Below are 19,695 nucleotides of genomic sequence, written 5' to 3' on the forward strand. Positions count from 1 at the left end.
CTTTTCTTTCCCGTTTTTTTTCTGCGGTATAATGTAAAACAAACCCGCAGTGGTTCAGAGGGTTACCGTAAATGCCTGGTTCCTTCAGGTAATAACACCTGTAAGTCTTTTTGTGGTCAATACCACAATCCTCCTGACATCACTGGATATGAAAGCGTGCGCTGCGGGTTTAACGAGATTCGAGTAGGGGCAAGCGACTTTTCTCTGGGCTCGAGGCAGAACAATAAGCCCTGTTTTACGAGAGAAAGGTTAGAATGACACTGATGCCCAGCACAACAATTCTGGAAAAATCCAAATTGCTATCCCGGTCATTCCAAGTGTGATACTGGTCGTTGAAAGAAGATTTCGTAAGTGCTTGAATAGTGGCGGAGAGAGGGGGATTTGAACCCCCGGTAGAGTTGCCCCTACTCTAGTTTTCGAGACTAGTCCGTTCAGCCGCTCCGGCATCTCTCCGTTTTGTGGTTGCCATCATGCCAGGTATTTTGGCATTTTAACAGACCCAGTCTCTTCAATTGCGTTCAAGTGACGAGTTTACGAGCAAAACGATGATTAAATGGCCCTGGAAAGCGAGTGACACAGCCGAAAAAGCAGACATGCCGTGGGCGCAGGCCCTGGCGATTCCTCTGTTAGCCAATCTGTCCGCCGACGAACAGGTGAAGCTGGTTCAGCTTGCCGATCGCTTTTTACAGCAAAAGCGGATGGTCTTTTTACAGGGCCTCAGCGTAGAGCCCGTTACCGAAGCGCGCATCGCGCTGCTGTTCTGTCTGCCCGTTATGGAGCTTGGGCTTGAGTGGCTCGACGGCTTCCATGAAATTCTTATCTACCCTGCCCCATTCGTGGTTGACGACGAATGGGAAGACGATATTGGCCTGGTCCATAGTCAAAGGGTGGTGCAATCTGGCCAGAGCTGGCAGCAGGGGCCAATTGTGCTCAACTGGCTTGATATTCAGGACTCATTTGACGCTTCCGGCTTTAACCTGATCGTTCACGAAGTGGCGCATAAGCTCGATACCCGCAACGGCGATCGCGCCAGCGGCGTGCCGTTTATACCACTGCGCGAAGTGGCCGGCTGGGAGCACGACCTGCACGCCGCGATGAACAACATCCAGGATGAGATCGATCTGGTCGGGGAAAACGCGGCCAGCATCGATGCCTACGCCGCCACCGACCCGGCGGAATGCTTCGCGGTGCTGTCTGAATACTTTTTCAGCGCCCCTGAACTTTTCGCCCCACGCTTTCCGGCGCTATGGCAGCGTTTCTGCACGTTCTACCGTCAGGACCCCCTGCAGCGGTTGCGCGATAACGGCCAGCAGGATGAAAATCAGCCCGTAGTACACTAAAACGACAGTCTGCGCTAAATTCAGCCAATTGAATCAGCGAGTTAAATTTAGTGTTGACACAATTATCCGTGCCCAGTACTATGCGCCTCGTTCACACGATTCCTCTGTAGTTCAGTCGGTAGAACGGCGGACTGTTAATCCGTATGTCACTGGTTCGAGTCCAGTCAGAGGAGCCAAATTTAAAAAAGCCTGCTTTCGAGCAGGCTTTTTGCTTTTCATCTTTCTGCATCAATTTTTATCTTTCCGCACTTTCCCCACACGCGTAACATCACATTCTGGCTTACCAGAAAATCTGTCCAATCAGGATGTTATTGCATGGATATTTTAACCGATGCTTTCTTTCAACAGCTCGATGCGCTCAAGCCCGAAGAGGCCAAAGAGCACAATTTTTTCAGCATCGGCGGCGCGGGTTATTTCGAGAACCCCACTTCCAGCCTGCTGGCACTGTTTATGGGAATGCATGAAGATATTCCGCCCTGGCTTCTCAAGGCGCTGATGGTCTGCCTGAAGGTGGAGGCGGATATTGAGCAACTGGACGTCACCTCACTGACGGTAAGCCGTGAAGCGCGCACAACCGAAGGTAATTTTCTTGATATCGTGGTCTATCATCAGGATTTTATTATCGGTATCGAGCACAAAACTATCTCCGCGATTAATAACCCCTTCTGTAGCTACGAGCGTCATCTGCAGAATCTGGCAGACAATAGCCAGACAATCTATCGCTGTATCCTTGCCCCAGACGCCCTTCCCTGTAAGCCCGTTGAGCGCTGGCCTCTGCTGCGCTATTCGCAACTGCTGTCGTCCGCCAGAAACCGGCTCGGTCATGAACTTGCCGGGCTTCCCTTGAGTAAATGGCACATTTTCTACACTGAGTTTCTCAACCACCTTCATACCCTCAGCGGGGCCGATAGCACCATGACGATGAACCATGAAAATCAGACCTTCGTAGACGAGCATTTCGTCCAACTTCTGAGAGCCAAAAACCTGCTCAATGACTTCGAGTCGGCGATGGTAGAAGAGGCAAAGAATACGCTGTTGACGCTGCTGCCAGACACGCACATCGCGCACAGCATTAACAATTGGCGCTATGACTATAAAGCGATTCACCTCTACCCTGAATGCTGGGGCTCAACCTATCTTTCGCTGGTCTATTACCCTGATAAACGTACGGGCCGTATTCGCTACTATCTCAATGGCAGAATCAACGTGCGTGACCACGCCGATTTGCCTTGCGTACATCAATGGCTGATCGACAATGCCCTTCAGCCCGCTTTTCTCCCCTCGGCAAATAAAGCGGACCGGGAGATCAAGCTCAACGGTAAAGAACTGCTTATCTCATTTGGCACGCCGGACGGCACGCTGGACTCTGCAAAGCGCCTGATGGCAGAAATAGTCGACTTTATCAGCACGACGCTCAAGCAGAAATAACGCGTCGCCGTGGCGCTAAATCTGGTAATCCAGCACCGTTTCTTCCAGCTCCATGGCCTGGCGCTTAATCTCTTCCAGCGATAGCCCGGCGTTGCACAGCTCAATAAACCGCCAGACATAATTGCGCTGCAGCTGCCCGCGTTTGAGCCCCAGCCAGACCGTATTGGCATCGAAGAGATGGTGCGTATCCAGCCTCACGAGGTTGGCCGATTCCTGCCTATCGCCCGATTGCTCGGCCACAAGACCGATCCCCAGCCCCAGCTCGACGTATGTTTTAATGACGTCAGAGTCCTGCGCGCTCAGCACGATATCGGGAGCCAGACCTTTACGATTAAACGCCTCATCAATACGCGAACGCCCGGTGATACCCTGCCGGTAGGTAATCAGCGGCCAGCGGGCGATGGCCTCAAGCGTCAGCGGCGTGGTCTGCGTCAGCGGATGATCGGTCGGAACCAGCAGGCTGTGATGCCAGCGGAACCACGGGAAGGCCACCAGCGTGGCGTCGTTGCTGAGCCGCTCGCTGGCGATGCCGATATCGGCACCGCCGCTGTGCAGCAGCGCATCGATCTCCTGCGGCGTGCCCTGAATAAGCTCCAGGCGCACGTCGGGGAAAATTTCGCGGAAGGCTTTAATGACCGGCGGCAGACTATAACGTGCCTGGGTATGGGTGGTGGCGATGGTCAACACGCCGGAAGCATCATTGGTAAAGAGATCGGCCAGACGGCGCACGTTGCTGGCCTCATTCAGAATACGTTCAGCAATCACCAGCAGGGCTTTGCCTGGTTCGGTCATGCCTAATAAACGCTTGCCGCGACGAATGAAGATTTCAATGCCTAACTCTTCTTCAAGCTCGCGAATATGACGGCTTACGCCAGACTGCGATGTATAAAGCATATTGGCAACTTCGGTCAGGTTGTAATCCTGCCGTGCCGCTTCGCGAATAATTTTAAGTTGCTGGAAGTTCACGCGTCACCCCGATTCAGTCAGATATGACGCTATTGTTAAAGTCTGTTGAACCGACAAACAAATAATAAAAACCAGCAACATATACCTGAATGGAATATAAGCTTAGCTAACGAGCTGCAATTCACGGTTATCCAGCATCGGACGACTCACCAGCGACATCAGAATTTCCTTCACCGCCTGCGCCTGCGGAGACAGCTGCCCACGAGCCGATACGTTCAGCGACAGAGGCAGGCTCATCGACGGCGTGGTGATCCGCGCCATCCAGCCATTTGCCGCGCTGCACAGTGAACGCGCCGCTGACTCCGGCAGCACGGTAACGCCCATACCGCTGGCAATCGCCGCAGTCAGCGTTGAAATCGACTCAATCTCACCAATGATTTTCGCCGTCAGTCGGCGCAGGGAAAATGCTTCATCGACGCGAGCGCGCACGGCGCTATAGTCGCGGGGTAAAAACAGATTCATTTCCGCAACGGCGGTCAGGTCTACGCTCTGCCCCGGACAGTCGCGCGTACCGACCAGATAAAGATCCTCTTTGAGCAGCGGCTGGCTCACGATCCCGGCCAGCGGTGCCCGATCGTACAGCACCGCCATATCGAGCTGGCTATTGAGCAGCTTGTCGTTTAGCACGGTGCCGCTATTTTCATGCAGATACACCAGCACCTCCGGCAGTTCGTTACGCACCGCCTGCAGCAACGGCATGGTGATTGACGAAGCCGCCGTGCCCGGCGCAAGGCCGATAGACACGGTGCCGCTCAGAGTCTGCCCGACATTATTCACCGCCAGCTGCGCCTGCTCACACTGGCGCAGAATGGTACGGGCATGGGTATACAGCACCTTCCCGGCCTCCGTCGGCGTTACGCCGCGCTTGGTACGAATCAACAGCTGCTGATCGAGTTCACCCTCCAGGGTCGCGACCTGCTGGCTCAGCGCAGGCTGCGCGATATGCAACACTTCAGCCGCCTGAGTCAGGCTGCCGATATCGACGATTTTCACGAAGTATTTCAGTCGTCTTAAGTTCATTTTTGCCTCCGGTACGAGATCCACTGCCACGCTGGCGTTAAGTAATCGGAGGAGTTGCAAGATGCTTGCCAGTTTTTAAAAACGTGTTAAACCCAGTGAAACCTATTGCTGAAGCCCTTTTTTCGCCCAGTCAGAAGATTGCCGTATGCCCCATAAGGGGTAAATCTGCACTTTCACGGTGCAAAGCGCGGCGAAAATAATCAATTGGCGCACAATTGCTGAAATTGTCAGCAAACGAACAGATTTACGCTTTTCCCCCTTTGACAAGCCGGTAGGACATCGATAATATGCGCCCCGTTCACACGATTCCTCTGTAGTTCAGTCGGTAGAACGGCGGACTGTTAATCCGTATGTCACTGGTTCGAGTCCAGTCAGAGGAGCCAAATTTAAAAAGCCTGCTTTCGAGCAGGCTTTTTGCTTTTCGACTTTCCCTTCACCGACTCTGTTCATATTCAATGGTTTCACGCACCGCGATCATCGCGGCACGCAGCTGCGCTATCGATACCGAGCCTAACGCCACGCGAATTGCCTGCGGGATAGCCGTTGAAACGCAAAACGGTTCGGCGGTTGAAACTGAAATTTGCTTGTCCATCAGCATCCTGGCCACCCGGTCCGCCCGCCCCTCTTCTGCCAGTGGGATCCAGATATACCAGGAATTCGGGTGACTCACCGACGGTAACGCCCCCAGGCACTCGCGAGCAATACGCTGGCGCAGTCGCGCATCCCGCCGCTTCTGCGTTGCCAGGCGCGCAACGGTACCGTTCTCGATCCACCGACAGATCAGCGCCGTTATGAGCGAAGGCGTGTTCCATACGGTGGCACGAATGGCGCGTTCCAGCCCCTGCCGATAGCCGGCGGGGCATACCACTACCCCAACCCGCAGCCCGGTCGCAACATCTTTTGAAAAGCCGCTGACGTAGACCGTGCGTTCCGGCGCATAACAGGCCAGCGGTCGCGGCGGTTGGGACACCAGATAGGCGTAGGCAGCATCTTCAATGATCAGCAAATCGTGCGCGCGGGCAATAGACGCCAGACGCTGCCGCTGGCGAGCGCTCAGCACCCACCCTAACGGATTGTGCAACGTCGGCATCGCATAAATAGCGCGAATATGACGACGCTGGCACAGGCTGGCCAGTGCGTCAAAATCAGGCCCCTCGTCCCGCGTCGGGATAGCGAGCAGCTCAAGCTGGTACAGCGCGGCCAACGCCTTGAAGCCGGGATAGGTCAACGCGTCTACCGCCACCACGTCGCCAGGGCGCAACAGCCCCATCACCGCCACGGCCAGCCCATGCTGAGCGCCGTTGACGATCAGCACATTTTCCGGCTGCGTTGCCAGACCGCTGACGCGTAAATGCCGGGCGATAATCTCCCGCTCTGCCGCTCTACCCGCATGCGGCTGGTAGCGCAGATGTGATTCGATATCCCCCTCGGCGGCAAGCTGCCGTAGCCCTTCACGCAGCTGCTCGCCCTGGCCGGGGAGCGATGGATAGTTAAAGTTAAGATCGAGCACGTCGGCCGCGATCGCCTGCTGATCGATGCCGTGCCCAGCCGCCAACGCAATCTCACGCACAAAGGTACCGCGCCCGGTCTCACCGCTGACCAGCCCCATCCCCTCCAGCTCGGCATAAACCCGGGTTGCCGTCGCCAGCGAAATACGGTGTTCAGCGGCCAGCCGCCGATGCGTGGGGAGTCGGGTTCCCGCCGTCAGTTGACCCCTGCGGATCGCTCGCGCGTAATCGTCAACAAGGGTTTTATAGCGCGCCTTCATGCAATGTATCCATGACAATAATTTGATTGTATCAGATAAGAAAAACTACCATCGCCGCCACAATGACACAACGCTAAGGGGCGTGAGATGGAGACTGAAAAGCGAAATACACCTATCACCACCGGGTGGTTCAACGGCCTACTCGGGGTCATGATTTTTAGCGGCTCACTGCCGGCAACGCGGGTGGCTGTGCTGGAAATGGATCCGTTCTTTCTCACCTTTTTACGCGCCTCTATCGCCGGACTACTGGCCGTGACGCTGCTTCAGAGCTTTCGTCAGCCGCGCCCGAACGCCGGGCACATTATGCCCCTGCTGACGGTATCATTTGGGGTGATCATCGGATTTCCGCTGCTTACCGCGCTCGCGCTACGCTACATCACCGCCGCCCACTCGATTGTCTTCATCGGGCTGCTGCCGCTGGCTACGGCAATTTTTGGCGTACTGCGCGGCGGCGAGCGACCTCGCGCGGCGTTCTGGATATTTTCGCTGTTCGGCAGCCTGTTGGTCGCCGGTTTTGCCCTGTCACAAAGTGCTTCGCTGTCATTCACAGGAGATATGTTGATGCTTGCCGCTGTTGCGGTCTGTGGGCTTGGCTACGCGGAAGGGGCAACCTTAACCCGCGAACTGGGTGGCTGGCAGGCGATCAGCTGGTCGCTGACGCTATCGCTGCCGTTCATGCTGGTTGCTACCTTTATTTACTGGCCCACCACCTTTGCAGCCTACACCCTGCCCACCTGGCTGGCGCTGGGCTACGTGTCGCTATTCAGCATGTTGATAGGTTTTATTTTATGGTACAAGGGGCTGGCGGCCGGGGGCATCGCCGCCGTGGGGCAGCTACAGCTACTGCAACCCTTTTTTGGCCTCGCGCTTTCCGCCGGGCTGATTCATGAGACGGTCAATCCGCAAATGTTTTGGGTCACCCTCGGCGTCATTTTGTGCGTTGTGTGTTCACGGCGGTTTGCCCGATAAAACCATACCGGGCAACCCTCGGCTACAGCGCGGCGCGAATCTGATCCAGCACCTGCATATTGCGCACCGTTTCCGTCAGCGGAATCAACCGCGATGGCTGATTGAGCACTGCGCTGGAGAAATGGCGAATCTCTGCCTGATAGCGATCGGACTCGCTAACCGGCAGCTCGCGTACGCCTTCGGCGGTATGCAGATGCAGCGCGCCGGCGTCATCAAGGAACGGTTTATCGATGATCAGCATCCCTTTACTGCCGATGATTTCCGCATAATTGCGACCAAAAGCGTTGAATCCGCAATGAATATTGGCAATCAGGCCGTCATCATACTGCAAAAGCGCCGAAAGATTGGTGTCCACCCCCTGCTCGGTTTCGCACAGCGCTCGCACCTGCGTCGGCAAGCGCCCGGTCACCATGCCGACAAAGTTCACCGGGTAGCAGCCCACATCGTACAGCGCGCCGCCGCCGAGCGTTGGCTGCATCTTAATGGTGTTAGGGCGATCGAGCAGGAAACGGAACGACACGTTAATATGGCGAAGCTCGCCCAGTACCCCGCTCTCCAGCACCTGTTTGATCACCCGCACGCGGTCGGTGTACTGATACATAAAGGCTTCCATCAGCAAACGATTATGCTGTATCGCCGCCTGCTGCATCTCCTGCGCTTCCGCCGCATTCAGCCCAATCGGTTTTTCGCACAGCACGTGCTTACCCGCCGCCAGCGCGCGAATAACCCACTCCTTATGCAGCGAATTGGGCAGAGGAATATAGACGGCCTGAATGGCCGGGTCCGCCAACAGCGCGGCATAGTCGCCGTAGTTCTGCGCCCACTCACCGGTCGGAAGTTCCGCCTGGTTACGCGAGGCGACGCCATACAGCCGCGCGTTCTCCGCGCGGGTAATCGCCGGAATAATCGAATTTTTGGCAATACGGGCGTAGCCCAGTACCCCCCAGTTCACCACGTCACTCATTCCACTCTCCTTTTATAAATCTGCAACACCAGCTCGGTTGCCCGACGCGCGTCGCGGCCGCTGCACAGCGGAGCCGCGCCGCTGACCACCGCGTTGGCGAAATCGCGCAGGATAGCTTGGTGACCGAAGGTATCGGTGACCACGGCGCTGTGCGCCCCTTCGCTACGGGTTTCCGGCAAGCCCTCACTCGGGTTATCAATGCCGTCAATATACCATTGGGTGATGCGGTCATCTGTAACGGTGAAGGAACCCTTTTCACAGGAAAACTCCAGGCGCGCAGAAAAGCCGGGACGTGCACAGGTGGAGGCGACGAATGTCCCGATCATGCCATCGGCGTGGCGAAATATCGCCGCGCCGTGATCCTCGGCTTCCATCTGATGCGCGAAGGTCGCCAGTTCGCTGGTGACGCTTACAGGCATGCCGAAGAGCCAGAGATAGTTATCGATATGGTGTGCGCCCTGCTGAATAAACACGCCCCCGCCATCGATCGCGTATCCCCCGCGATAGTCAGCGCTGTCGTAATAGGCCTGATCGCGCCAGAAGCGGCACGAGACATCCACCGAATAACGTTTTCCCAACGCCCCGCTTTCCAGTAGCGCCTTGAGGGCCATGTTATCGGGCCGCGTCCGCCGTTGATACGCAACGGCCAGCACCACGCCCGCTGCTTCGGCGCTGGCAATCATACGATCGGCGGCGGACAAGGTTATCTCGAGAGGCTTCTCCACCAGCACGTGTTTTCCCGCCTCAGCCGCCTGGATTGCGCTCTGATGATGCAGGCCATTAGGCGTCGCCACGATGACCGCGTCATAGTCACGATCAACGGCGGACAGATCGGGCCAACACGGTAGATCGCCCGCGGCCTGCGGCGTTCTGCCGCGGCGAGAGATACAGCCGACAATGGTGGAGCCCTCAATATGCTCCACGGCACGCAGGTAGGTATTGCTGATATTTCCGCTACCAACGATGACGTATTTCATGGCGTTCCTCATAATAAAAAAACCCGCAGTGCAGCAATGCGGGTCAGTGAAGGGCTTTGGCGAGCAACAGGCGGGCTTTTTCGTTTCATCAAAACGGGTTACAGCGTGGCGTGCGAAGCGCTGATATTCACCGGCATCCCGGAGCGTCGATCCAGAACCGCCTGTGCCCGGCTCACGTCCACGCCTGCCTGTTGGGTAAAACTACGCAATGCAGGCGTCATCGGCAACGGAACTTTGTTATCGGATTCAAATTCTGTGCGGTTGCGCGACAATGGCTCGTGCGCCTCCACCCAGCGGCTACCGTCCGGCTCGGTGGTATATTTCACCGGCTGATCGATAATTTGCACCCGCGTCCCCACCGGCACATTGTCAAACAGGTATTTAATATCGTCGTTGCGCAGGCGAATACAGCCCTGGCTGACGCGCAGTCCGATCCCGAAATTCGCGTTAGTGCCATGAATGGCATAAAGCCGCCCAATATAAATCGCGTACAGCCCCATCGGGTTATCGGGCCCGGCGGGAACGAACGCGGGCAGACTTTCACCGCGTTTAGCATATTCACGGCGGGTGTTGGCGGTCGGAGTCCAGCTTGGGGCTTCCTGCTTACGCTCAACGGCGGTTACCCAGTTACGCGGCGTCTCTCGCCCGGCCTGGCCAATCCCAATCGGTAGCACCTCCACGGTATGACTACCCGGCGGGTAGTAATAGAGACGCATTTCAGCAACGTTAACCACGATCCCCTGGCGCACGGTATCAGGCAAAATGAGCTGCTGTGGGATCGTCAGCGTCGAGCCTGATTTCGGCAGGAATACGTCCACGCCGGGATTGGCCTCCAGCATATTACTCAGACCCTGCCCATACTGCGCGGCAAAGGACTCCAGCGGCAGGCGGTTATCCGCCGGTACCGTGATGTGCAGCGTGCTGCCCACTAAGCGACTCCCTTCCGGAGGCAATGGATAAGTCACAGCCAGTACGCTTTGGCTAGCCATCAGCAGCATCAGCGCGCATAAACGTTTTCTACGAGGTCCCATGTCCCTTTCCTCATTCACGGCAGATATCGGTTAATTATAGCTTTTTTCCCCCGCCGCGCCGCAAAAGCCTTCTCACGGCAGGAATATGGTTAAAGGTTAATCAGTTGTTATAAGTGAGCGGCCTGGCGCTTTTGTTTCATCAGCCGCTGACATACTATCGGGAAAAGCCGCAGACCTGACACAAGGAGCGAACGATGAGTAACACGGGCGTAAGTCTGACCCCAGAGCAGGCGCTGGAAAAACTCCAGTCGCTGTACGATCAATCGGTAAGTGCATTACGTGACGCGATTCGTCTGTTTATTGACCATCGCTCGCTGCCCAGCGCCGAGGCGCGGGCCAACGGACTCTTTGTCTATCCTCAGCTTTCCGTCTCCTGGAGCGGCTGCGCGCACAAGGCGCAGAAAACGCGCGCCTTCGGCCGATTTACCCACTCAGGCTGCTACACCACAACCATCACTCATCCAGCGCTGTTCCGCGGCTATCTGCTGGAGCAATTATCATTACTGTATGAAGACTACGACGCGCACATCGAAGTAGGCCTGTCGCAGCATGAGATCCCCTACCCTTACGTTATTGACGGCCTGAATCTCGATCGCTCCATGAGCGCCGATCTGACCCGCGTTTTCCCGACGACTGAACTCTCGCAGATTGGCGATGAAACGGCGGACGGCTTAACCCACGCCACCGAGTTTTACCCGCTGTCGCACTTCGATGCCCGCCGCGTAGACTTCTCGCTGGCGCGTCTGCGCCACTACACCGGGACGCCGGTCGAGCACTTCCAGCCGTTTGTGCTGTTTACCAACTATACCCGCTACGTCGATGAATTTGTGCGCTGGGGCTGTAGCCAGATCCTCGACCCGGACAGCCCATATGTCTCCCTTTCCTGCGCTGGGGGGATCTGGATCACCGCCGATACCGAAGCGCCAGAAGAGGCGATCTCCGACCTGGCGTGGAAGAAACATCAGATGCCGGCCTGGCACCTGATGACCAAAGAGGGTCAGGGGATTACGCTTATCAATATTGGCGTAGGCCCTTCTAATGCCAAAAACATCTGCGATCACCTGGCAGTGCTGCGCCCGGATGTCTGGCTGATGATTGGTCACTGTGGCGGTCTGCGTGAAAGCCAGTCTATCGGCGATTATGTGCTGGCGCACGCCTATCTGCGTGATGACCATGTCCTTAATGCCGTGCTGCCGCCGGATATCCCGATCCCCAGCATTGCAGAAGTACAGCGCGCGCTGTACGACGCCACCAAGCAGGTCAGCGGGATGCCGGGAGAAGAAGTCAAACAGCGTCTGCGTACCGGTACGGTCGTGACGACCGACGACCGCAACTGGGAGCTGCGCTACTCGGCTTCCGCGCTGCGCTTCAACCTCAGCCGCGCGGTGGCTATTGATATGGAGAGTGCAACCATTGCCGCACAGGGTTATCGCTTCCGCGTACCCTACGGCACGCTGCTGTGCGTGTCAGATAAGCCGCTGCACGGCGAGATCAAGCTGCCCGGTCAGGCCAACCGTTTCTATGAGGGTGCAATTTCCGAACACCTGCAAATTGGCATTCGCGCCATTGATCTGCTGCGCGCAGAGGGCGACCGCCTGCATTCACGTAAGCTGCGGACCTTTAACGAACCGCCTTTCCGCTAAATACTGCCCCCGGCCACGCGACGCCGGGGATTTTCCTGAACGCAGAAAAGCAAAAAGCCTGCTCGAAAGCAGGCTTTTTAAATTTGGCTCCTCTGACTGGACTCGAACCAGTGACATACGGATTAACAGTCCGCCGTTCTACCGACTGAACTACAGAGGAATCGTGTGAACGAGGCGCATATTATCGGGGTGCCCCGTGGTTGTCAAAGCCTGATTTGCAGAAAATTACGCGTTTGCTGATTTAATCTGCAATCAGGTTGAAAACTGACTTTTTTTGCCGATTTTCACCGCAATCAGGCGGTTATGCGGCATCCTCTTTCTTCGCTGGCGCATATTTCCACGCCCAGCGCCCGGTAATCAGACGGCGATAGAACAGCGCGGCGCGGGTGGCCCAGTCGAGGAACATCCCCATCCAGACGCCGACGACACCCCATCCCAGCACGATACCCAACACGTAGCCCACCACCACGCGACAGCCCCACATGCTCAGCATAGACACCCACATCGCAAAGCGTACGTCCCGAGCACCTTTAAAACCGGCTGGCAGCACCCACGAAGCAGCCCAGATAGGCATAAAAGCAGCGTTCATCCACAGCAGGATTTTCACCACGTCTTTAACATCCTGCTCATGGGTATAGAACGAGGCAAACAGTCCGGCAAACGGTGCGGTTCCCCATGCAATCACCGTGAGCACAATCGTCGACATCCAGAATACATGGCGCAGCTGCCGCTCCGCTTGCGCCAGTTGGCCGGTACCAAGACGTTTACCGGTAATAATGGTCGACGCTGAGCCCAGCGCGTTACCCGGCAGGTTAATCAATGCCGCCACCGAGAAAGCGATAAAGTTACCGGCGATAACGTCAGTCCCCATCCCGGCGACGAACATTTGCGTCAGCAGCTTGCCGCTGTTAAACAGCACCGACTCTACGCTCGCCGGAATGCCAATGCCCATGACCTCCCAGATGATGGCGAAGTTCAGGGGTTTGAAGTAGCTTTTAAGCGGAATGCGCAACGCCGGATTAAAGCCGACCATCAGCACGTAGATAGTCACCACCGCGCCGATATAGCGCGAAATCGTCAGCCCCAGCCCGGCTCCGGCGAACCCCAGGCCATCCCAGCCAAAGGCCCCGTAAATCAGCACGCTGCTGATCATAATGTTCAGGATATTCATGCCGCCGTTTATCATCAGCGGGATCTTGGTGTTTCCCGCACCACGCAGCGCACCGCTGCCAATCAAGGCAATCGCCGCCGCCGGGTAGCTCAACACGGTCAGTTCAAGGTAGGTTAACGCCAGCGCTTTCACTTCCGGCGTGGCGTCTCCGGCCACAATATTGATAATTTCCGCGCCGAAATAGTGAATCACCGCCGCCAGCACGATGGCGAACAAGGTCATGATGACCAGCGACTGACGCGCCGCCGCCCGCGCCTTGCGCCGGTCGCGTCGGCCCAGGCTGAAGGCCACCACCACCGTGGTCCCAAGGTCAATCGCGGCGAAGAACGCCATGATCACCATATTGAAGCTGTCGGCCAGGCCCACGCCGGCCATCGCTTCTTTGCCTAACCAACTGACGAGGAATGTACTCAGTACACCCATCAGTAAAACGCAGGTATTTTCCAGAAAGATGGGCACAGCAAGGGGGGTGATTTCACGCCAGAAGAGAACTCGATAACTTTTGCGTTTTTTATACCAGGGCGTGCGTGAGACGGCCTGGCGAAGCACGGCGGTGACGTTCAAAATGGGCCTTAGTTCTGAAAGTTGAAACTCCATTTCAAATGATGAGGGAGAAACCGCGTTCCTGCAAAACATTTTTCCTTAATTTTTGTCTGCAATGGCGACAAATTGTTGATGGAATAGGCAACTGCACCACAAAGCGTGAATTGGGGTTTGACAAAAGTTTTTTCGCCGCTAAGATACGACTCCACAACGATTCCTCTGTAGTTCAGTCGGTAGAACGGCGGACTGTTAATCCGTATGTCACTGGTTCGAGTCCAGTCAGAGGAGCCAAATCTGAAGATCCCGCTTAAGGAAACTTAAGCGGGATTTTTGTTTTTGTGGTTCAGACGCCCGAAAATGAGCAACGGCCAGAATAGCTGCGCCGACAGGCGTCGGCGCAATGACGTTCTTAAACCGGCAGGACGATATTACTGCCCGCCAGCGTGCCCATGCGGTTATACATCGTGCAGGCTGACTCAACAATATGCATCGCCATCGCCGCGCCGCTGCCTTCCCCCAAGCGCATATCCATATGTAAATACGGCTCCAGCGCCAGATGCGTCAGCGCAATGCGCGCCCCTTTCTCGGCGGAGAAGTGCGAAGGAATCAAATACGGCTTCACGCCCGGCGCAATCCGGCAGGCTGCCAGCGCCGATGCGTAAGAAAGGAAACCGTCCAGCACGACCGGTAGGCCACAGGAGGCCGCGCCGAGCATCACGCCGGTCATACCCAGCAGATCGTAGCCGCCCACTTTCGCCAGCACGTCGAGACCGTCATCGGCATCCGGTTGGTTTACAGCGATAGCGCGGCGCACCACGTCAACTTTATTCGCCAACTGCGCCTGCGGCAGGTTCGCGCCGACGCCAACCACCGCCTCTGGTTCACTGCCGGTCAGTACGCTGACCACGGCCGCCGCTGGCGTTGTATTTGCCATCCCCAGTTCACCCACGCCGAACAAAGTAACGCCCTGCTCCGCCAGAGTGCGGGTATAGTCAATCGCAGCCATCAGGACGGTCTGTGCCTGTTCTGCGCTCATGGCTGGCCCGCGGGCAATATTGCCGCTGCTGCGCGCCACCTTCATCTCCACCAGGCCTGGGATAGGGTCAGCATCAATGCCCACGTCAATCACGTGCACCTCAGCCCCCGCCTGAGCGGCCAGCACGCAGACGCCGGTATTGTGTCGGGTCATATTAACCGCCTGAATCGCCGTAACCACCTGAGGCGAAACGGCAACCCCCTCATGCCAGACGCCGTGATCGGCACACATAACAAGCATGGCTTTCCTGGCGACATGTGGCGTGCCGCGCAGACCCGGCATCCCCGCCAGCTGTACCGCCAGCGCTTCCAGCCGCCCCAGACTGCCCGTTGGTTTTAAGAGCCCATCAATATGCTGCTGCGCATGCGCCATGGCGGCGCTGTCGACGTCAGGAATAGCCGCCAGTCGTGAAGTCAGTGTTTGCATTATCTCTTTCCGGTTAATCGCTGGCTTACAGGAGCGCCAGCAAGAAAATCACTTCGCCCAGTTCAATTGCCGCGCCCAGGGTGTCTCCGGTCTGCCCTCCCAGCGTGCGCTTGAGCAGCAGCCCCAGGATAAAGACGCCGATAAACGCCACCAGCAACGCAAGCAGACCGTGCATGCCTAACAGGGCAGCTACCAGCGCAGCGCCGATAACCAGGGTAACCCAGGTCTGACGGAAGGTGATTTTACCGATGAACAGGTTACCCAGCCCCTCTTCACGCGCGTAGCGATGACGGTACATCATCAACACCGAAGCAGAACGGCCGGCAATACAGGCACCGGCCATCGCCGCCAGCATCGGCGTGTCGCGCAGGGCCAGTTCGCTCACCGCCAGCACTTTCGCCAGCAGCACAAAAATCAGCGCCAGGCCACCGTGGGTGCCCAGGCGGCTGTCGCGCATGATTTCTAACATCTTTTCGCGGCGACGGGCGGAGAAAACACCGTCACAGGTATCGGCCAGACCATCGAGATGAAAGCCTCCGGTCAGCAGGGCCAGCGTCAACACGGCAAAGAAAGCCGCCAGCGGAATCCCGCACCAGGCCTGTACAATCACAAAGACCAGGCCGCTCAGCGCGCCGAGCAGCAACCCGATAACGGGAAAGGTCAGCACGCCACTGACATAGCGATCCAGATCCAGCCCCTGCGACCAGCGCTGTGGCACCGGCAGACGGCTCATAAAAGAGAGTGTGGCGAAAAACAGTCGGCTCATTTTATTTTGACTCCAATCCCTGATACCACCAGCCAGACGTCGTCCGCCGCCTGTGCCAGCTTTTGATTCACGCGCCCAGCAATATCGCGAAAATGCCGGGCAAGACGATTCTCGGGCACAATGCCCATCCCCACTTCATTAGTGACCAGCACCACCGGCGACGGACAGCGTTCGCAGGCAGCAATCAGCGCGTCAATTTCAGCGCTGACCTCAGCCTCAAGGGCGGCAAAATCCCAACGTTCGATAGCTTGTGCATCACCAGAGGCAAATAAAATATTGGTGATAAGCGTCGTGATGCATTCCAGCAAAATGGCTTCGTTGGGATCGTTGTGCGGGGTAATGATGTCGGCAAGGTGCTGCCAGCGTTCTTCCGTACGCCAGTGCGCGGGGCGACTGTCCCGGTGGTGCTGAATACGCTCGGCCATCTCGGCGTCAAAAATTTGCGAGGTGGCGATATAACAAACCTGAGGATACTGGCTGAGTAACGATTCAGCGTGACGGCTCTTGCCGCTGCGCGCGCCGCCGGTCACCAGCATCATGATTGCGCTTCCTGATGTTGCTGCATTGTTCGCGAGTTCCTTTGATATCAATACGTTCCCACATAACTGTGGCTTATATATCAAACAGAGAGCTTTATACTCCGCATTGCTCGCAATGTCACTGAGGTTGTATCGGCGGGAAGAGGAAGGACGGTATTCAGGGGGCCAGGTGACGGCAGCGCCGCCACCTGAGAACGACGGTTACTCGCTTTTCTGCTCGCCCATCACTTTCAGTTTTTTAGAGATGTCGCGGCGTTCTTTGGACAGCTCGGCATTTTTGATGATGTAGTCATCAACGCGATCTTCGTAGTCGCCCTTCATGCTGGCAATGATGCCCTGAATAGCTTCAACGCTCATGCCCGGTTTGATGTAGTCGCTGAGGTTGTCCAGCAGCAGGACGCGCTTCTGGTTGTCACGGATCTTTTTCTCTACGTCCTGGATTTCGCGCTGCAGCTTGTTCTTACGACGGAACAAACGCACAAACTCCAGTACGTCCTGAAACGAAGGTTTCGTGGTTTCCATTTTTATACCCCTGATAGTTGAGAGTCGGATTCGTTAAAACAACGGCTACACGATAAGGTACACATTACTGATATGCCCTTCAACCGGTAAGATTTATGCGCCGCCGTTGTCGCAAACATTCTTTTTTGCTTTGGCTTCATCATAACCCTAAAGCGTGCTGAATCGAAACAACCAGACGCAAAACCGCGCGCATCTGTCTTTTATTTACGCAAAGCGCGGCACATCAGACTCGACAGCAGCTCCAGCTGGCGGGCAAGCTCCATGCTCAGCCAGACGTAGCCGTGAATCGGCGTTTCCGCCAGATTCTCGCCCGGGTGCTCCTTCACCAGCTGGCGCAGCTCCGCCACAATGTCGTTCAGCTTTTCGCTATTGGCTTTGATTGGCCGCGGGTTACCCTCATACAGCGCATGGGCAATCGCCAGCAGCGTTTGCTGGGTCATCATCTGCGTTTCCCGCAGCGTATGAGCGTTCAGCATCAGCAAATGGCTTGGGCGGGTCGCCCAGTGGGCGTTGATTTGCAGCTCCAGCATGCAGACAAGGTTACGGCTGACGGTCTGGATGGCTTCGAAGATACCTTTATGAATATGCGTTTCTTTGCTGGCAGGCGTAATCAGCCCGCGCATTTTCACCACATCGTTAAGCACCGTTTGCAGATGTTTTTCCAGCCGCGGCCGCTCTATCAGGTTCGGCGACAAACCCGCCTGGTAGATCCGATTAAACTGCGTCACAAACGTCGCCATCTGGATGCGCCAGTGAATAAACGCCCGCTGCGGATAAATACCGGTAAACAGCATAGCCAGCAGACAGCCGAAAATGACGTCGCCGCTTCGCCAAAGCGCGGTAGTAATGTCGCCAGGCGGAGCCCCAACCACCACGCCCAGGGTGATACCAATCAGCAGAGCCTGATAGGGCTTTTTGCCTAGCGCCAGCCAGCCGCACAGGAACATCGCGGCCGCACACCAGATAATCATCAGCGGCAGCGAGATAAGCTCCAGCTTGAGCGCCACCAGCCCCAGCGCCGAGCCAAGAATGGTGCCGCCAATACGCTGAAACGCGCGCGGTACCACGTTGCCCCAGAAGGAGATAGGCCCCATCACGACGACCAGGGTAATCAGCGGCCAGGAGCCTTCGGGGATCCCCGCCAGGCGGACGATGATAAACGCCAGCGCGAATGCCAGCGCAATGCGCGCGCCGTGCACGGTACGATAGTGGCGATAGAGACGAATTTCAAAAGGGCTGAGTGACTTATCCGGGCGCACACCCATTCTCCAACAAAATGAAAGGCTGAATTGTAACGATTCTGCCCTAAGGCGACTACAGCGAGATAAAAACGCCCCACTTTGTGGGGCGAGCGTCATTACACTTTATGGTGCAGATAGTCACTCAGACGGGAGAAGATTCCGCCTTTATCGACGCTTTCCAGCGTCACCAGCGGCCACTGCGCGACCACTTTATCGCGGTCGAGCAGTTGAATTTCCCCCACCCGCTGATGCGCAGCAATAGGCGCTTCGAGCTCTTTTTTATCCAGCACGTATTTGGCTTTGATATTGGGTACTTCGGCCTTAGGCAGCGCGAGCCAGAAGTCCTGATCCGTACCCAAATCGATCTTCTCTTTGTCGCCGTACCAGATACGCTCGGTACCGACTTTTTTACCGCTGTGCAGAATCTGCACGGTGTCAAAATTCTGTTGTCCCCAGCGCAACAGCGTGCGCGCCTGGTCTTCGCGGCCTTTTGGGCTATCGGCGCCCATCACTACGGCAATCAGGCGACGTTGGCCATCGACCGCAGAAGCGATCAGATTGAACCCGGCGCCGGAGGTGTGGCCGGTTTTCAGGCCGTCGATATGCATGGTTTTTTCCCACAGCAGGCCGTTACGGTTCTGCTGGGTAATGCCGTTCCACGTCAGGCTCTTTTCGCTGTACATGTGGTAGAACTCGGGCTCGCCGTGAATGATGGCGCGTGAGAGAACGGCCAGATCGTAAGCCGAACTGTGCTGGCCCGGCGCATCCAGGCCGTGAACAGTTTCAAAATGAGTGTCGCGCAGGTTTAGCTTTTGCACATAATCATTCATCATTTTGACAAACTGCGGCTGGCCTCCGGCCACGTAGTCCGCCAGCGCCACGCAGGCGTCGTTGCCGGAATCGACGATCAGGCCGCGGCTCAGATCGCGCACCGACACGCGATCGCCGGCTTTCAGAAACATCAGCGAGGAGCCATCAAACACCGGGTTTCCGGCCGCCCACGCATCGCGACCGACGGTGACGATATCATCAGGCGTAATACGATGGCTATCGATCGCGCGATCGACCACGTAGCCGGTCATCAGCTTGGTCAGGCTGGCGGGATTGCGCTGCTGATGCTCATTACCTGCGGTTAAAATTTGCCCGGTTGTGTAATCCATAAGAACCCAAGCGCCGGCTTTAATGGCTGGTGGGGTGACGGAAGGCATTGCGACATTGTCGGCAAACGCACAAGAAACGCTCGAAGCGAGCAAAGATACGGCAACAAGAAAACGGGCTTTCAACGGTACATCCTCAACTTATACAAATTCGTCGTCCTTTTTACGGAACTTCGCGCTTCCTGGCT

Annotated in this window: 18 protein-coding genes and 5 tRNA genes; 7 read left to right on the forward strand and 16 right to left on the reverse strand. The window is 56.5% G+C overall.

What is annotated here, in order from left to right:
* Positions 1–363: 363 nt before the first annotated feature.
* Positions 364–453: transfer RNA gene (locus H7R58_RS14335), tRNA-Ser, on the reverse strand.
* Between the two features lie 92 nt (positions 454–545).
* Here H7R58_RS14335 and mtfA point away from each other — a divergent pair.
* The 3 genes from mtfA to H7R58_RS14350 all read left to right on the forward strand — a co-directional run bounded on the left by mtfA (position 546) and on the right by H7R58_RS14350 (position 2,768).
* Positions 546–1,340, forward strand: a complete 795-nt coding sequence (gene mtfA, locus H7R58_RS14340; protein ID WP_106930001.1) for a DgsA anti-repressor MtfA — start codon at positions 546–548, stop codon at positions 1,338–1,340.
* Positions 1,341–1,440: 100 nt separating this feature from the next.
* A tRNA-Asn gene (locus H7R58_RS14345) sits at positions 1,441–1,516 on the forward strand.
* A gap of 139 nt (positions 1,517–1,655) precedes the next feature.
* A complete protein-coding gene (locus H7R58_RS14350) occupies positions 1,656–2,768 on the forward strand; it encodes a PD-(D/E)XK nuclease family protein (RefSeq protein ID WP_182930374.1) in 1,113 nt (370 codons plus the stop codon).
* A gap of 15 nt (positions 2,769–2,783) precedes the next feature.
* Here the strand turns inward: H7R58_RS14350 and cbl are convergent, their stop codons facing one another.
* Together cbl and nac are read right to left on the reverse strand one after the other, a co-directional pair.
* Positions 2,784–3,734 (reverse strand): HTH-type transcriptional regulator Cbl, encoded by a 951-nt coding sequence (gene cbl / locus H7R58_RS14355; RefSeq protein ID WP_106930005.1) that lies wholly within the window; start codon positions 3,732–3,734, stop codon positions 2,784–2,786.
* A 102-nt stretch (positions 3,735–3,836) separates the two neighbouring features.
* The gene (nac, locus tag H7R58_RS14360) at positions 3,837–4,754 is read right to left on the reverse strand and encodes a nitrogen assimilation transcriptional regulator NAC (protein ID WP_106930007.1); all 918 of its coding nucleotides are present in this window, start codon (positions 4,752–4,754) and stop codon (positions 3,837–3,839) included.
* Between the two features lie 307 nt (positions 4,755–5,061).
* Here nac and H7R58_RS14365 point away from each other — a divergent pair.
* A tRNA-Asn gene (locus H7R58_RS14365) sits at positions 5,062–5,137 on the forward strand.
* Between the two features lie 50 nt (positions 5,138–5,187).
* Here the strand turns inward: H7R58_RS14365 and H7R58_RS14370 are convergent.
* The gene (locus H7R58_RS14370) at positions 5,188–6,522 is read right to left on the reverse strand and encodes an aminotransferase-like domain-containing protein (RefSeq protein WP_182930373.1); all 1,335 of its coding nucleotides are present in this window, start codon (positions 6,520–6,522) and stop codon (positions 5,188–5,190) included.
* A gap of 87 nt (positions 6,523–6,609) precedes the next feature.
* Here H7R58_RS14370 and H7R58_RS14375 point away from each other — a divergent pair, with 87 nt between their 5' ends.
* Complete coding sequence (locus H7R58_RS14375) at positions 6,610–7,491, forward strand: DMT family transporter (protein ID WP_182930372.1); 882 nt, start codon at positions 6,610–6,612, stop codon at positions 7,489–7,491.
* 22 nt (positions 7,492–7,513) lie between these two features.
* On the opposite strand, the gene H7R58_RS14380 is transcribed toward H7R58_RS14375, so the two are convergent.
* The 3 genes from H7R58_RS14380 to ldtA form a co-directional block, all read right to left on the reverse strand.
* Positions 7,514–8,455 (reverse strand): Gfo/Idh/MocA family protein, encoded by a 942-nt coding sequence (locus H7R58_RS14380; RefSeq protein WP_106930014.1) that lies wholly within the window; start codon positions 8,453–8,455, stop codon positions 7,514–7,516.
* Positions 8,452–9,432 (reverse strand): Gfo/Idh/MocA family protein, encoded by a 981-nt coding sequence (locus H7R58_RS14385; protein ID WP_181358040.1) that lies wholly within the window; start codon positions 9,430–9,432, stop codon positions 8,452–8,454. Before H7R58_RS14385 ends, H7R58_RS14380 begins: the two co-directional genes overlap by 4 nt.
* A 98-nt stretch (positions 9,433–9,530) precedes the next feature.
* Positions 9,531–10,463 (reverse strand): L,D-transpeptidase, encoded by a 933-nt coding sequence (ldtA, locus tag H7R58_RS14390; protein WP_106930010.1) that lies wholly within the window; start codon positions 10,461–10,463, stop codon positions 9,531–9,533.
* 194 nt (positions 10,464–10,657) lie between these two features.
* Here ldtA and H7R58_RS14395 point away from each other — a divergent pair, with 194 nt between their 5' ends.
* The gene (locus H7R58_RS14395) at positions 10,658–12,106 is read left to right on the forward strand and encodes an AMP nucleosidase (RefSeq protein WP_106930009.1); all 1,449 of its coding nucleotides are present in this window, start codon (positions 10,658–10,660) and stop codon (positions 12,104–12,106) included.
* Positions 12,107–12,190: 84 nt separating this feature from the next.
* Here H7R58_RS14395 and H7R58_RS14400 read toward each other — a convergent pair.
* The 3 genes from H7R58_RS14400 to H7R58_RS25625 form a co-directional block, all read right to left on the reverse strand.
* A tRNA-Asn gene (locus tag H7R58_RS14400) sits at positions 12,191–12,266 on the reverse strand.
* 141 nt (positions 12,267–12,407) lie between these two features.
* Positions 12,408–13,874 carry an EmmdR/YeeO family multidrug/toxin efflux MATE transporter gene (locus H7R58_RS14405; RefSeq protein ID WP_106930020.1) on the reverse strand — a complete coding sequence of 489 codons (1,467 nt, stop codon included), beginning with the start codon at positions 13,872–13,874 and terminating at the stop codon, positions 12,408–12,410.
* Entirely contained in the window at positions 13,850–14,029 is a 180-nt protein-coding gene (locus tag H7R58_RS25625; protein WP_219906275.1) for a DUF5951 family protein, read from the reverse strand. The genes H7R58_RS14405 and H7R58_RS25625 overlap by 25 nt, the downstream gene beginning before the upstream one ends.
* Before the next feature lie 6 nt (positions 14,030–14,035).
* On the opposite strand from H7R58_RS25625, the gene H7R58_RS14410 reads away from it, so the two are divergent.
* Positions 14,036–14,111: transfer RNA gene (locus tag H7R58_RS14410), tRNA-Asn, on the forward strand.
* 118 nt (positions 14,112–14,229) lie between these two features.
* Here H7R58_RS14410 and cobT read toward each other — a convergent pair.
* The 6 genes from cobT to dacD all read right to left on the reverse strand — a co-directional run bounded on the left by cobT (position 14,230) and on the right by dacD (position 19,633).
* Complete coding sequence (cobT, locus tag H7R58_RS14415; protein ID WP_182934409.1) at positions 14,230–15,282, reverse strand: nicotinate-nucleotide--dimethylbenzimidazole phosphoribosyltransferase; 1,053 nt, start codon at positions 15,280–15,282, stop codon at positions 14,230–14,232.
* 25 nt (positions 15,283–15,307) lie between these two features.
* Complete coding sequence (gene cobS, locus H7R58_RS14420) at positions 15,308–16,048, reverse strand: adenosylcobinamide-GDP ribazoletransferase (RefSeq protein ID WP_106930024.1); 741 nt, start codon at positions 16,046–16,048, stop codon at positions 15,308–15,310.
* Complete coding sequence (gene cobU, locus H7R58_RS14425; protein ID WP_106930067.1) at positions 16,045–16,590, reverse strand: bifunctional adenosylcobinamide kinase/adenosylcobinamide-phosphate guanylyltransferase; 546 nt, start codon at positions 16,588–16,590, stop codon at positions 16,045–16,047. The genes cobS and cobU overlap by 4 nt, the downstream gene beginning before the upstream one ends.
* Positions 16,591–16,788: 198 nt before the next feature.
* Positions 16,789–17,109: a DUF496 family protein gene (locus H7R58_RS14430; protein WP_106930025.1), complete on the reverse strand. Its 321-nt coding sequence runs from the start codon at positions 17,107–17,109 to the stop codon at positions 16,789–16,791.
* Positions 17,110–17,309: 200 nt separating this feature from the next.
* On the reverse strand, positions 17,310–18,368 hold the full coding sequence (locus H7R58_RS14435; RefSeq protein ID WP_106930069.1) for an FUSC family protein: 1,059 nt from the start codon (positions 18,366–18,368) through the stop codon (positions 17,310–17,312).
* Between the two features lie 98 nt (positions 18,369–18,466).
* A complete protein-coding gene (gene dacD / locus H7R58_RS14440; protein ID WP_106930027.1) occupies positions 18,467–19,633 on the reverse strand; it encodes a serine-type D-Ala-D-Ala carboxypeptidase DacD in 1,167 nt (388 codons plus the stop codon).
* Positions 19,634–19,695 lie beyond the last annotated feature (62 nt).

The organism is Klebsiella sp. WP4-W18-ESBL-05 (genome assembly GCF_014169075.1).
GTDB classification, from domain to species: Bacteria; Pseudomonadota; Gammaproteobacteria; order Enterobacterales; family Enterobacteriaceae; genus Kluyvera; species Kluyvera ascorbata_B.